At 59.1% G+C, this 12250-nt stretch carries 17 protein-coding genes and 3 pseudogenes; 15 read left to right on the top strand and 5 right to left on the bottom strand.

Going from position 1 to position 12250, the window contains the following annotated elements:
- Together ABIB00_RS34875 and ABIB00_RS34870 are read right to left on the bottom strand one after the other, a co-directional pair.
- On the bottom strand, positions 1–584 hold a 584-nt coding region (locus tag ABIB00_RS34875; RefSeq protein ID WP_354107474.1), incomplete at its 3' end, for a general stress protein.
- A gap of 36 nt (positions 585–620) precedes the next feature.
- Positions 621–941 carry a hypothetical protein gene (locus ABIB00_RS34870; RefSeq protein WP_502916587.1) on the bottom strand — a complete coding sequence of 107 codons (321 nt, stop codon included), beginning with the start codon at positions 939–941 and terminating at the stop codon, positions 621–623.
- A 256-nt stretch (positions 942–1197) separates the two neighbouring features.
- On the opposite strand from ABIB00_RS34870, the pseudogene ABIB00_RS34865 reads away from it, so the two are divergent.
- The 8 genes and pseudogenes from ABIB00_RS34865 to ABIB00_RS34830 form a co-directional block, all read left to right on the top strand.
- A pseudogene (locus tag ABIB00_RS34865) lies at positions 1198–1875 on the top strand (PHP domain-containing protein); the annotation flags it as partial.
- Between the two features lie 24 nt (positions 1876–1899).
- Positions 1900–2360: pseudogene (locus ABIB00_RS34860) on the top strand (NUDIX hydrolase).
- 174 nt (positions 2361–2534) lie between these two features.
- The gene (locus tag ABIB00_RS34855) at positions 2535–2633 is read left to right on the top strand and encodes a DUF3606 domain-containing protein (protein ID WP_354107473.1); all 99 of its coding nucleotides are present in this window, start codon (positions 2535–2537) and stop codon (positions 2631–2633) included.
- A gap of 38 nt (positions 2634–2671) precedes the next feature.
- The gene (locus ABIB00_RS34850) at positions 2672–3097 is read left to right on the top strand and encodes a hypothetical protein (protein WP_247341077.1); all 426 of its coding nucleotides are present in this window, start codon (positions 2672–2674) and stop codon (positions 3095–3097) included.
- Positions 3098–3105: 8 nt separating this feature from the next.
- Positions 3106–3372 (top strand): hypothetical protein, encoded by a 267-nt coding sequence (locus ABIB00_RS34845; RefSeq protein WP_247341075.1) that lies wholly within the window; start codon positions 3106–3108, stop codon positions 3370–3372.
- 127 nt (positions 3373–3499) lie between these two features.
- Positions 3500–3854: pseudogene (locus tag ABIB00_RS34840) on the top strand (hypothetical protein); the annotation flags it as partial.
- A 560-nt stretch (positions 3855–4414) separates the two neighbouring features.
- Entirely contained in the window at positions 4415–4594 is a 180-nt protein-coding gene (locus ABIB00_RS34835) for a hypothetical protein (RefSeq protein WP_247341073.1), read from the top strand.
- Positions 4591–4884 (top strand): hypothetical protein, encoded by a 294-nt coding sequence (locus ABIB00_RS34830; RefSeq protein WP_247341071.1) that lies wholly within the window; start codon positions 4591–4593, stop codon positions 4882–4884. The genes ABIB00_RS34835 and ABIB00_RS34830 overlap by 4 nt, the downstream gene beginning before the upstream one ends.
- A 24-nt stretch (positions 4885–4908) precedes the next feature.
- Here ABIB00_RS34830 and ABIB00_RS34825 read toward each other — a convergent pair whose 3' ends face one another.
- Positions 4909–5034 (bottom strand): hypothetical protein, encoded by a 126-nt coding sequence (locus tag ABIB00_RS34825; protein WP_256467605.1) that lies wholly within the window; start codon positions 5032–5034, stop codon positions 4909–4911.
- Positions 5035–6729: 1695 nt separating this feature from the next.
- On the opposite strand from ABIB00_RS34825, the gene ABIB00_RS34820 reads away from it, so the two are divergent.
- The 3 genes from ABIB00_RS34820 (at position 6730) to ABIB00_RS34810 (ending at position 8636) form a co-directional block, all read left to right on the top strand.
- Positions 6730–7620: an exonuclease domain-containing protein gene (locus tag ABIB00_RS34820; RefSeq protein ID WP_354107472.1), complete on the top strand. Its 891-nt coding sequence runs from the start codon at positions 6730–6732 to the stop codon at positions 7618–7620.
- 494 nt (positions 7621–8114) lie between these two features.
- Entirely contained in the window at positions 8115–8291 is a 177-nt protein-coding gene (locus ABIB00_RS34815) for a hypothetical protein (protein ID WP_247341065.1), read from the top strand.
- A 69-nt stretch (positions 8292–8360) separates the two neighbouring features.
- Positions 8361–8636: a hypothetical protein gene (locus ABIB00_RS34810; protein WP_247341063.1), complete on the top strand. Its 276-nt coding sequence runs from the start codon at positions 8361–8363 to the stop codon at positions 8634–8636.
- A gap of 345 nt (positions 8637–8981) precedes the next feature.
- Here the strand turns inward: ABIB00_RS34810 and ABIB00_RS34805 are convergent, their stop codons facing one another.
- Complete coding sequence (locus tag ABIB00_RS34805) at positions 8982–9374, bottom strand: hypothetical protein (RefSeq protein ID WP_247341060.1); 393 nt, start codon at positions 9372–9374, stop codon at positions 8982–8984.
- A gap of 790 nt (positions 9375–10164) precedes the next feature.
- Here ABIB00_RS34805 and ABIB00_RS34800 point away from each other — a divergent pair.
- From ABIB00_RS34800 to ABIB00_RS34785, 4 genes are all read left to right on the top strand, one after another.
- Positions 10165–10677, top strand: coding sequence for a septal ring lytic transglycosylase RlpA family protein (locus ABIB00_RS34800; protein WP_247341058.1), 513 nt, complete (start codon positions 10165–10167; stop codon positions 10675–10677).
- 84 nt (positions 10678–10761) lie between these two features.
- Complete coding sequence (locus ABIB00_RS34795; RefSeq protein ID WP_247341056.1) at positions 10762–11094, top strand: hypothetical protein; 333 nt, start codon at positions 10762–10764, stop codon at positions 11092–11094.
- A gap of 188 nt (positions 11095–11282) precedes the next feature.
- Entirely contained in the window at positions 11283–11504 is a 222-nt protein-coding gene (locus ABIB00_RS34790; protein ID WP_247341054.1) for a hypothetical protein, read from the top strand.
- A gap of 133 nt (positions 11505–11637) precedes the next feature.
- Positions 11638–11910 carry a hypothetical protein gene (locus ABIB00_RS34785; protein WP_247341052.1) on the top strand — a complete coding sequence of 91 codons (273 nt, stop codon included), beginning with the start codon at positions 11638–11640 and terminating at the stop codon, positions 11908–11910.
- A gap of 109 nt (positions 11911–12019) precedes the next feature.
- On the opposite strand, the gene ABIB00_RS34780 is transcribed toward ABIB00_RS34785, so the two are convergent.
- Positions 12020–12241, bottom strand: coding sequence for a hypothetical protein (locus tag ABIB00_RS34780; protein WP_354107471.1), 222 nt, complete (start codon positions 12239–12241; stop codon positions 12020–12022).
- Positions 12242–12250 lie beyond the last annotated feature (9 nt).

The following is a 12250-nucleotide window of genomic DNA, read 5'->3' as shown; positions in this document are numbered from 1 at the left end:
CGGACCTCGTCCGCGCCATAAGGCTGGGCAGATGGATCGTAACTCTTCCACCCTGCCTTCTGCCAAGCTGCGCTCCGGTCGCGCAGATTAACGGCCGACTGGTTCAGGATCGCGTCGTAGCGCGCGCGCTCCGCATCCGGCACACGAGCCGAAACCAGCGTGCCGCCGCGCCTCACACCTTCAGCGTAGAGTGGTGCTTCCTCATCGGATACGCCGGCCTGCGTCAACGCCCCGACGACTCCGCCCGTCGCGCCGCCGGCAACGGCACCGAGCGCGGTTGATGCGAGCCATCCGGCCGCCACGACCGGACCTAGGCCGGGGATAGCCAACAAACCAAGGCCAGCGAGCAAGCCGGCCGCGCCACCGAGACCCGCGCCGAGGCCCGCTCCCGTACCGGCACCTTCCGCCCGATCGTCAACGCGATCGCGATCGCGATCGACCTTCTTGTCGGTGCTGTACCAGTTATCGGAATTGTTCGCGACGATGCTCAGATCCGAATGCGGCACGCCCGCGGCCTCCAGGCTCGTTACCGCGCGCTGCGCATCGGAGTAGTTATCGTAGAGTCGTGAAATCGTAACGGTCATAGTGAATTCCTCTCAATTTCGCTGCCGCGCGCCAGGCTATTTGGCCGCGTTCACGTTGCCCTGGAAATCCAGACTGACATTGGTCGAGGCGCCGCTTTTGCTGGCCTTTCCGCGCCAAACGCCGTTGTCGTCCTTCTTCAGGGATGTGACGTTGGTGTAGCCCGCCTCCTCGATCTTCGATTTGGCCTGGCCTTCGGTGAAGCTGTTGGCGCCTTCAACCGGCTTGCTGGAATTATTCTGGCCGGAACTGTTGACAGCATTATTGTTCGGCCGATCGGTCGCCGTCGGATTTTGCCCAAACGACGGACCCGCCAGAAGCGAGGCAGCCATCAGCAGCAGAAAAGATTTCTTGTTCATTTCGTCCTCCAGTAGTGGCACGGCACAACATACGCCGGGCTGAGAAGTTCCAGGTTTTCCCGGTCGCGGGGGCGATGCAGGATCTGCAAGAAGACGGCAGCGGCCGTCGGCTGTGCACTTCCAGTAATCGGTGTCCTGATCGCCGTGAGGCAGCAGGGTGCTGCCTCACGGCACACTCGGTTTTGGTCTAGCTTCCTGACCGCCGCGCTTGTTTCCAGGCAGGCCCTTGACGTTGGACGGGTCCTGTCTTCGAGTATTCGGGATGGCCGATCACTCGAAGTCAGCGCACTAAGCCAGCGGGTTGTCCGGCGAGTAGATCGAGCAACAGCACCGCGAGGCCGACCGCCTGAACAACCGTTTCGGCAAGGATTTCCGGATCCTGAAGGGGATCGAATCCATATCCTCGCCGACGGCTCGCTGGACTATCCCGACGAGGTCTTGGAGCGTTTCGACTTAGTCGTCGCGAGCATTCACGGTGGCTTCAAGTTGGAAAGGAAGGCGCCGACGCAGCGCCTCGTCCGAGCAATCTCAATCCACACACCACAATCATTGGCCACATGACCGGGGCGTCAGCTGCTGCGGCGATCGGGTTACGACATCGACGTCGAGAAGGTGCTCCGCGCCTGCGCCAAGTATGGCGTTGTCCTCGAGGTCAACGCACACCCCCTGGCGGCTCGATCTCGACTGGCGCTGGCACCAGAATGCGCTTGAATATGGCTGTATCTTCATCATCAATCCCGACGCTCATTCTATTCGCGAGCTCGATCACGCGCACTGGGGTGTCGAAATGGCCCGCAAGGGCGGCGTGCCGGCAGATCGCGTCCTGAACGCCATGCCCCTTTCAAAAATGCTTGCGTATCTTGCGAAACGCAAACGCGCGGCTGCAAAAGGCTCTCGTCGCCGTGCCCCCTCACGGGAATCTTCCGTGCGATAGATGAGCACCCCGCGCGCCGTATCATTGCCAAAAACAAGCGCGGGCATTCTCCTGTTCCGGCGCAAAAGCGGAAGTATGGAAGTTCTCCTCGGGCATTCAGGCGGACCATTCTGGAAGAAAAGGATCACGGTGCCTGGAGCATTCCGAAGGGGCTGATTTCATTCGGCGAGGCGCCGCTCGACACAGCTAAACGGGAATTCGAGGAAGAGACAGGCCACAGACCCCGCGGAGAGTTCACATCGCTTGGCGAGGCAAACCACCCGCGCGGCAAAACCGCACATGTCTGGGCTGTCGAGGATGGCTGGAATCCGGATGAGCTCAAAAGCAACATGTTTCAAATGGAATAGCCGCCGCATTCAGGCAGGGTTCAGAGCTTTCCTGAGCTGGATCGCGCCGGGTGGTTCAACATCGCAGAAGCGCGCGAGCGCATCCTGAAGGGCCAGGCTGTATTTCTGGACCGTCTTCTGGCAAGTGCAGTGCAGTAGCTTTCGTCAGGGCGGGAACGAGAGCTCCGCGCAGATGTTGTTACTCCAAGCTATGACAACATCACTCAGGAGGCCTCGATGGGTTTCGGCAAAGGTGCACTTCTCTGGCTGATCGGCATTCCCCTTCCCATCATTCTTCTTCTCGCTCTTTTTATGCATCACTGAGGCACCCCGATGACGAGCCTGACGCACAAGCTTCCGCCGGATCGCAGCAAGATAAACCTGCAGGACAGGACCGAGCTGCACTACTGGCTCACCCGCCACAAATCCTAGCGGCTTGCCTCCGGCCGCTACCGGAGGAATCCTCCGGGATGGGCACTAAGTCGAGAGAGGTCATCTGGGGCGGTCGGATCATGGGCGCGAAGATCCGGGCCCAGGGCGCCCGACAACGGGCTCAGGAGGCTGCGCGGGAAGCGGACCGGGCCGAGGCTGAAGCTTGGTCCGTCCGGATGGAAGGTTACGGCGGCCCAGCCCAACCCTCCCCCACAATCGGTCAATGCCTCAACGGCGGGCTTGCATGGCTGGAGCTCGAGTGCGCCCGCTGTAAGACGCGCGCCAGTCTGCCACTTGACGCCATCCGCCGACCCCGAGATACGCCGGTTTGGAAACTCGAAGCTTCGCTGAAGTGCCGCTCCTGCCGCACCACCCGCTACGCGCCCCCTGCCCGCATGATCAAACTAACCGAGACAAGGCAGATCACGCCCTATAAATGGGTTCACCCAAGCGAAGAGCGGTAGAGCGTTGCATGGCGAAATTTGCGACCGAACGTCCTTATGCGGAGCCCGAAGCCGCGGCTCGCCAGTTGATCCAGCTCGCCGCGACTATCGAGCCGGTTCAGGACGGGCGCATCCACATCGAGAAGGTCAACGCGCCATTTATGTCTACGCTCGGCGGCAACGGCAGCGAGTTCGGCGCCGGCATCAAGTATGCTGTCCAGCAAGGCTGGCTTGAGCTGCACGAAAGCGGGACCTATGTGCGTCTGCTGACGCCGAGCAAAAATCTCCTGAACTAGGAACTTCGCCTTCTTCAGGGGAATTGATTCTAGGCCGGCTCCCCCGGGCCGGCGGAGCGGCCTCGGCCCTACCCCAAAAGCCCCCCTGAAGCCGGGGCCGTGTCTCCGCCGTCGGTAGTTTCGGAGTATGCGTACCTCGCCCTCGATCGTGCCGGCCGATCGCTTGGACCGCGACATTTGCCTCGTGCTCGAGGACTTCGGAGCCGGCGCCGCATGCGCCTGGCGCGAGACGGATGAAGCCGACACCGACATGGCGACCGTCCTGCAGCATCTTCTGTCCGGCCAATATACCTATCCGGTTAGGATCGTTTGCTTCAATCCGAGCCAAGGCTGGACGCGGGACGCAACCTCTGAGTTTGCTGACGCTGTAGCCCAGCTGGCGGCAGATACCGACGCCGAGGTCTCGCCTGCTCTGCAGGCCTTTATTGCCACCAACGCCAGCCGGCACTTCGACCCAGCTCGCCCTCCCCTTGCGCGGCGCCATGATAATTGAGGAGCCGCCAACTGAGGCGGCCTTGTCCATTTACGGGCGGCTTACTCCGGGGGTTGCAGACCAGGCGAGTTCAGCCAATCGCTCAGATGCGCGCCCGTCTCAGCTAAGCGCGCCTTCCTGAGAAGCCGCTCGCGCTCAGCACCAGGGGGGAGCTGGGCAGCTTGTTCTTTGAGCTGAGTGGCGTGCTCGCCCAATCGTTCTTCAAGCGACCGGTTGTGCTTCACTCTGCGGCGTCGCTGAGACATGGAGCCATTCCTTGTGCCATTAACGACGACTCCAAAAACCGAAAAAGGTAAGTTCAGTTCCGGCTCGGAACGAAAATTGCCGTCCAACGTCGAGGGGCGCTTCGTCTGCTCCACCTGCGGAAGTATCGCTAGCGGGGCAGAGACGCCCCGGCCAGGGGGGCTTTTGAGGTGTGGAGCCGGGGCCGCTGGAGGTGCTTAGACCTTGGGAGATCCAAGCATCCTGAGCCTAGGAAAAATCGGCAATCTGTTCTGTTCGCTTTCGGACGGTGGCTATATTGTTCCCTCCGGGAACGGAGTGGCTGCAATGAAAGACATGCAGGCTCAGTTGGAAAAGCTCCGCACGGATGCGGCCGACTGCGCGCTGATCCGGGATCTGGCGACCGATCCAAAGAAGCGCGAACTATTCGCCCGGCTGGCGGAGCACCTGAGCGTGCTCGCCGCCGAGGTCGAGCGTGCGGTTGCGGAGGGTTTGAGCAAGGGATGACCAGGGGCTGGGGGCGGCCTTTCGAGGATCCGATCGAGGTCAACGGCCGCAAGCTGGCGACACTGTTGGACGCCGGCGAGTACATCGCCTCGCTCCCAAAAAAAGAGCACGCCGCGCCGGAGTGGCAAGCAGCGATGGAAGCGCTGATCCTGGTGGCAGAAGGCGGCGGCCCGACGATGTTTGCCCGGATCGGCATCATGCGGGCTCTGAACCGACACTACGTCCCGGAATCAAACCCGAAGGGCAAAGAGCCGCATTGGGGCCGGCGCAAGCTGAAGAGGGATCAATGACAGAGGCCGCCAACTGAGGCGGCCTTACATGCTTGGGGCCAGGTAGTCGAGAAACCGGAAAAACCCGTAGAGGGTGAGAGCAGTTACAGCCGCGAAGGCGACAATCATCCCCACCCATTCGCGTTTGGAAAATAGATCGAAGTCGAACATGCGAGCCCCTTGCCGCCGACGCCAACTGAGGCGGCCTTACTCTTTTTCCTCCGGGTGTAGCTGGGCCTTCTTTGCCATCAGCTCGGCAATAAGCTGGTCCATACCGTCTAGCGCAATCTGGTCTGTGATCCGGGACCGCATCCCTTTGTAGCGTTCAATCTTCTTGTCTAGGTCGATGCACTTCTCACACATTGGCCGCCCCGTTGCGCGGTTTTCGGGGCATCAATTAACATTTGATGGGTTCGTTCCAAAGCAGGTCACCACGAAAATCAACTTAGGCCACTAGGGTTAAAGCAGGCCAGCGCCCAAATTGGCATGAGAACGTTCTGTCAACGGAGAACAAGGCCCGCCAGCGTGACCTGCCGGGCTGCCTCTCCATCACCGGCACGAAGCCAATTTCGTATCCCGCGAAATCTTCTTGAAACATAGCGGGTCGAAGCTGGCGGCATCAGATATGGGGATGCAGATGCTAGTCCTGATGAACCTGATTTGGCGGCGGCTTGCCTACACAATGCTGATCGGTATGCGCTATAAGCTCGTCCGGCAGTAATGGCGAAGGCGGCTTTCGTCAGGAGGCCACCACCATGCCCAAAGAGATCGCTATAGCGCTCTGGTCCTTGGCAGCTGCCTGCGTTGTCGCATTCAGTATGGCAGCTCTGGTTGCGCCTCACTAGAAGAGACACAGACCCGCCAGCGTGAACCTCAGCATAATGCGGGCGCTGAACCGACACTACGTTCCCGAGTTAAACCCGAAAGGGAAGGAACCACACTGGGGCCGGCGCAAGCTAAAGAGAGATGAATGAAAGACCGCCAAGTGAGGCGGCCTTAATTTTTTTTCCGGGCCGGCTCCGCAGTTAGGTCGGCGCTTTCAATCCTGGGGAGCCAATCCATTGCTGAAGCTGGAGCGAGGTTTCGCTTATATGCGCCGCTCTCAGGAGAGCTTCGCGCTTCGCTCCGGGCGGTGCTGCCTCTGCGCGCCGCCGGGCTTCGCCCGCCAACTGGGCAAGTCGAACGGTCATGGGAATGGTTTGTTTTTTTCTGGTTAGCATGGGGGGGGCTCCGCGTGATGGCGGGAGCACGAGCAGCTCTCAGTCACCGTTAGATACCGTGATGGGCCGGTGATGAAATGATCAGGCGCTTGTTCCGCTCGAATAGATACTAAATTCGGCAATGCAAAATAGCCGCAACGAGATTCAATGTACGTTGGCCACGACCGGCTCTATGGCGGCCCAAGGGGAAAGGCCGCAGGGTGGTTCCAGCCCCCACTGCGGCCATCCGGGACAACTGCAAATTGATGAGTACTTAAATCGCGCCGGTGTTCTCACAGTAGAACACCCCGTTCCAAAAATGGAGTCGGTAACTACCGGACTCCGCTGTTCTACCGATTGTTGTTAAAGGGCGGACATGGCATCGCTCGCTCTCCAGCCCCCAATGCTCACGGCAGCCGATTCAATTGCGGATCAGAGCGCCGGGAGTGCCACGGGCCCGCCAGTGTGAACCGGCGGGCCTTTTGCTGTCAGATGCCGGAAATCGTCTTGCCGTCGCCAATATCCGCGCCGTTTTCGAATCCGCTGGCGTCATCTTTCGAGCAGATGGCGAGTCGATCGACGGGGCCGGGCGTTCGTCTCGCCCGCAAGTAGAGTTGCCCCTCCGGTTCGCTCCCCTTATGGTGGTGGCGGGTCTGGGGAGTCTCAATTGGCAATTACTAATTTTATCGCGCTCGACGTCGAGACTGCGAATTCTGATTTTGCGAGCATTTGCTCAATTGGCCTGGTCCACTTCCGCGGTGGAGAGGTTTTTAAGTCGCTTACGATTCTAGTCGATCCGGAAGACGATTTCTCACGCGCGAACATCGGCATTCATGGCATTCGACCCGAGGACGTTGCCGGCAAGCCGACGATGGCCACGGTCTTTCCAGTCATAGGCAACGCACTCCGCGGTGCTGCTATTGTCCATCACAGTCCATTTGACCGGTCTTCGCTTGCGCAAGCTGCAAGCAAGTACGGCACCGATGGACTCCTTTGCACATGGATTGACAGCCTTCAGGTAGCGCGCCGCGCATGGGATAGCTTTGGAACGAATGGCGGGTACGGACTAAAAAACCTTGCGTCGACATTTGATATCCAATTCAATCATCATGACGCCGCGGAGGATGCCCGCGCGGCCGGTCTCATCATGTTACGGGCCATCGACGAGACAAAGGTAAGCCTTCAATCCTGGATCGACGATATTGGTTATGAGAGCATTGATGGCGCCGCACCGCGACCATTCAAGCGGAAAACCGATTGGAAGCGGCATTCACAGGACGGGAATCAAGATGGCCCGCTATTTGGCGAAACCATCGTCTTTACCGGAGCACTATCCATTGAACGTGCTGAAGCCGTTCAGATGGCCGCAATCGCTGGATGTAGGGTGGCAGATTCCGTGAGCAAAAAGATTACCATCCTTGTGGTTGGCGATCAGGATTTGCGACTCACGGAGGGGCAAGAGAAAAGTTCGAAGCATCGGAAGGTGGAAGCGATGATTGCTGAAGGCGCGCCGATAAGGATCGTCCGCGAAAGTGATTTCATGATGATGGTCGGTTAGCTGCTGAGCTGCTGCTGGAGAAACATGGATTGGCAGTCCCCGTCATAGCCTCAGATACCACCCTAAGGTTCTAATGGACCGAAAAACGGCTCACGCCGGTCGACGCCCCTGCTAGACAGCAGTGGCAACGCTACCAACGGTGTGCCGCGCGACCTGCCGCGGGTGGCGTCAACCACGATTACGACCGTGCCCGCACCACGGTAATGGGATCCCTGGTGATATCCCGAGCGACACGGGCGCCGTATTGGACCCCTAGTTCAGCAGAGCCAAATAGCTCCCCTGCATTGTCCGCCTGTATTTGACCATTGTGGATGATCGGAAAATAGTGGCGCTGCACAGCAATGCCTCCGTCCTCAAGCCGCGATCATGCCCACGCCTCGGGACGGCGCGCACCTGTCACAAAAGCCAGTGGTCCGTGCAGCGCCATTCACCAGGGATTTGCGAACCGCGCGACACGTGTTAGACCGCGCTCCTATCAATGAAGGAGCGCCAAGTTGGCCAAGAAGAAAAAAAGTGTTCGTCGCGAGTGGACGAAAGACGACCTGAAGACGCTGAAGTTACTTGCGAAGCAAAAGACTGGTGTCAGGAAGATCGCAAAGAAATTGAAGCGAACGCCGGGCGCGACGGCGGCTAAGGCATTCGTTCTTGGCGTGTCGCTCAGCACGCAATAGGCGGGCACCTGCTAAGTCATCCACAGCGCGCGCTTTCCACTGAACTTCGATCTAATAGGATGCCGCCCGATGCGACGCGCGTTTCTGGGCGCTGTTGATCGCGCGCGGCATTCGTTAAGCATTTCCGGTTATGCCGATGCCATGCTGGGAGCGGTGGGGCAGTTGCTATTGCGAGGTGCGGTAAGCGCTGCGGGCGCCGCTTTGACGGCCCTCTGCATTGCTGGAGTGCTTTCGTTGGGGGCGACGCACGTTCCGACCAAAAAACAAGCGGTCGCCGAGACCATCGCACTCAAGAACGGTTGCGTACCCAGCCGGTGCGGCACGAAGGAGAGCGCTGGGCACTAACGGAAACAGCGATGCTTTCCAGGATTAAATATCCCCACTGCTTGATCGTCGCAGGAGCTGTCCTCGGACTGGCGGGATTGATCGAATGGGCGTTCCAAAGAAACCGCAAGCGGCCGAAGAAGGTGCGAGAACCCGCAGTACTGATCAACCGGCCGTCGAATCGGAGGCGAATGCCAAATCGCGTTGAGAGGACCACTCTCAAGGGCAGGTAAATTGAATTGGTCACCAAAGTTGACGCGTCGCGGCTTCGTTCTCTCTGTTGTTTCGTTCTCTCTGTTGAAGATGCGCGGAAGGTTTTTCCTACTTTCGGAAAGAAGTTTCCGGCACTGAATTAAGCGCGAACATCTATCGCTTTGTGCGTGAGTTCTGACGGGCACTCGAACCGCTCTCCGCATTCGCGGATGCCAGCCCATCAACGCGTGCGCCGAGTGCGCCTAGTTGATCTGACATTAGCTTGCGATTACTGCCTTCCGAGGCAATTTTGCGCTGGACCTCCGCTATCCGGTCCACAAGGCTTTGCTGGCTTGACTGAATGTCTTTCACCGTTTGCTCAAGAGCTGCTACCGCCCTCCTTGTTTGTTCGACGCCAGAATCTTGACGAATAGCAGTCGCTGCCTGCAGAGCATCAATTCTGTTGCTCATCCAAACGAACATGCCTCCAGCCAACACAACAATCAGCGCGACCACGAGCCAAGGCAACACCTGACGGTGCGTGCGGGCAGATTCTGTTGGTTCCATCACGGCTCCTAGGTGAACGTAACTCCATCAAACACCTTGAATAGGACTTAGTTGCGACCGCCGCCCCTGTGTTGCCGGCACGAACCCGTGCGGGCTCAAAGGAGCAAGTCTGCGGCAGACAAGCGTACAGAGCGAGAGGCATTGACGGAAGAGGCGGCTGACCGGACTGAGGAAGCCGAGCAAGTAAATCGCAGGTCTTGGGAAGGTATTGTGGTCAATTGCCAACGCTTCGCCGGTCTTCGAAATCGCCGAGCAGAAGATTGCGGCGTCCTTTAGCGAGCTCCAACCGCAGCCTCCTAAGTACCTCGAATAACCCCCTCTGCCTCCAATCAAGCTGCCCGATAGCGCGTTCGGCACCTGCCTCGGCATGGTCGTCGTGTTCGGCGTTGGCGGTTGCCCTCAAGCTCGGGCCGCTGCTCGTCCACTAAGACCAGCGCGTAGCACCGCTCGCCGGGCCATTCGCGTCGGCGGGCGTACGGCCACCAACAACCTCTGCCCGTTCGTCAGTAGGCGGGTTGAAATTTCTCATTTGGGGATACGCAAGGTTTCCCATGGGCCGGTCGTATGTGGAGCGCGCTGGGAAGACTGGCCGCCCCTGGCCCCGGCCGGTTTGCGCTAAATGGGGTGATGCATTGCAGCGAGATAATTGACTTGCTGCGGTGCTCCTACGCACATCCTCGCAACGTCGGTATGCAATCACCTATTTGCGAGACGCGAATGCATGTTCAGGAACGCTGGCTGATGGGTTGCATTGTTGACTTGTGCTTCCATTGTTTGATGAGGCCGAACGATGCGTCTTCTCCTCAGAATGGTTGCGATTGCGACAGTCCCTGCGTGGATTGGATTGAATGCGAACACCGCTGCAGCAGAGGATTTCAATGAGCGGTGGTCCATCATACCAAAGGCTCACGCGGAGCCCGCTCCTGAAGGACTCGATCAGATAAAGACGGATGAGCCGCAAGCGCAACCTCCGAACAGACAAGAGCGCTTGCAAGACCGTTTAGGCACTCAATCTCTCAACCGGGTCTTTTCCGGAAAAGCCTCCTACTATTCGTATTCCAAAGGCAAGACAGCGAGCGGTTCATCGTTTGATCGGAATCAACTAACCGCGGCGCACCGCCGTCTGCCGTTCGGCACGAGAGTCCGAGTCCTTGATCTTGAGACGAATAATTCGGTGGTGGTTCGGATCACCGACCGCGGACCATGGGTTCGTGGCCGCGTCCTCGACCTCTCGCTCGCCGCCGCGCGCACCTTGGGGATTACGGATCGTGGCGTGGCTCAGGTTCGTGCTGAGGTGTTGTAGCAGTCGTCCATCGCCTGCCAAAATACGCACCGCCGCCCCGGGCCCTTACATTAACGGTCCGGTTTTTGGGTCCGAGAACGTGCCGTGGCTCTGAAGAACCCCGACGCTATTGCGGTCATCGTGACCGCCCTCCGGCTTACTCACGGCGACGAAGCTGCACGAGCCATGCTGGTCGGCGGCATGAGCCTGGCCGCGCTGATAGACGCGATGTTCTCCGCACCGATCGGCAGACGCGATGCCGTTCACAACATCACAAGCGCGTTGGACGACTTTGCCATTTCGCCGGAACTCGGCCCGGTCTGGCACCTTCACTACGTTTACGAAAATCATGGCTCGTTTCGCGTCGTCGACATGGAAATTGTGACGCCGACCGGAACGCTGTCCAGTAAAGACGTCTGGCTTCGGCTGCACGTCTAACTTCGCAACGTTGCAATGTAAGGTGAGCAATGTGAGAATACTACTCGCAAGCTCGCTCGACCGGAGATCGTGTTCACGCGGACGGCGCTGGGGACTACAAGGTCCTCGCAGTCGATTACGGCCGAGGTAATTAGGCCCCACTGCGATGATTGTGACTGCAGTGCAAGACCAAGCATATAGCCGCACGAATGGCGCTAATCGTCGGCGCAGATAAGCTTGACCGGCTCTTCCGTGCCGTTCGGTTTGACGAAGTGGACGGCGATATCCTCTACGTCTACGCACGAGACGAGGATGCCGCGGCAGAGATGGAGGACGAGTTCGCGCTACATATCTCGATCATCGCCTCGAAGATCCTCGATCGCCAGATCAATGTAATGCTAGTTCTCCCGCGGCAACTCATGAAAATCTGAACGATAGCTGTCCACACCCATCACTGGAACAGGTGGACAAGGTCAAGCCTGCGATTTGCGAATCCCAGCTCTGTGTTATGCGTCGGAACGACGGGGTTGGATGGCAATTCCTTCCGCGTTAATGGAGTTCGCGATGTTGATGTTCCGGGAGCGAGGCTCCGCTTATTGCACGGTCGAAGGTTGGGCTCGGTCGGTGTTGTTGGAAGCTGGTGCAATCCGGGAATGCGAAGAGCACGGTTGGATGCAAGATCGTGCCGATCCTCACGCCCGCGATCGCGCTTTCAAGGTTGCTCGGCAGAACCCTCCGATCGGGGTCTCGCCGGATGCGGCTGCCGTCGCAGTAGCGGAGGTCCTGGACGGGATCGGCGACACTTGCCCCGAATGCCTGCCCGAAGACGGCCGCTGAGCTGGCGACCATTTAGTGTCAGGCCGCCACAATCGGCTCATGACCTCGACAATCCCGAGGAGCGCGCCCTTGCGGCATCTCGTGAAGCGCGTGCGAGCTTCGAAGCTTCCTATCGCCGGCGCGCGACCCAGATACCGAGCAGGAACGCAACGAAAAGCGACTGCAAAGGTGCCTTCATCGTGATCTCGCGCACATTATCTGCCCAGCGCATCGTAGACTCCTCCGAAGACGACCGAAGCGGCTGCTTGCGCACTCCAGACGTCTCGGCACCCTCACCGTCCTTCACGAGCCCGGAGGCTTCAGTCATTGCCGAGGCTTCGTTCATGTCCATAGGGTTCTC

This window comes from Bradyrhizobium sp. LB14.3, from assembly GCF_040547985.1.
Classification (GTDB): Bacteria; Pseudomonadota; Alphaproteobacteria; order Rhizobiales; family Xanthobacteraceae; genus Bradyrhizobium.
Note: the sequence above shows the minus strand (reverse complement) of the source record. Positions and strands in the feature narration are given on the sequence as shown.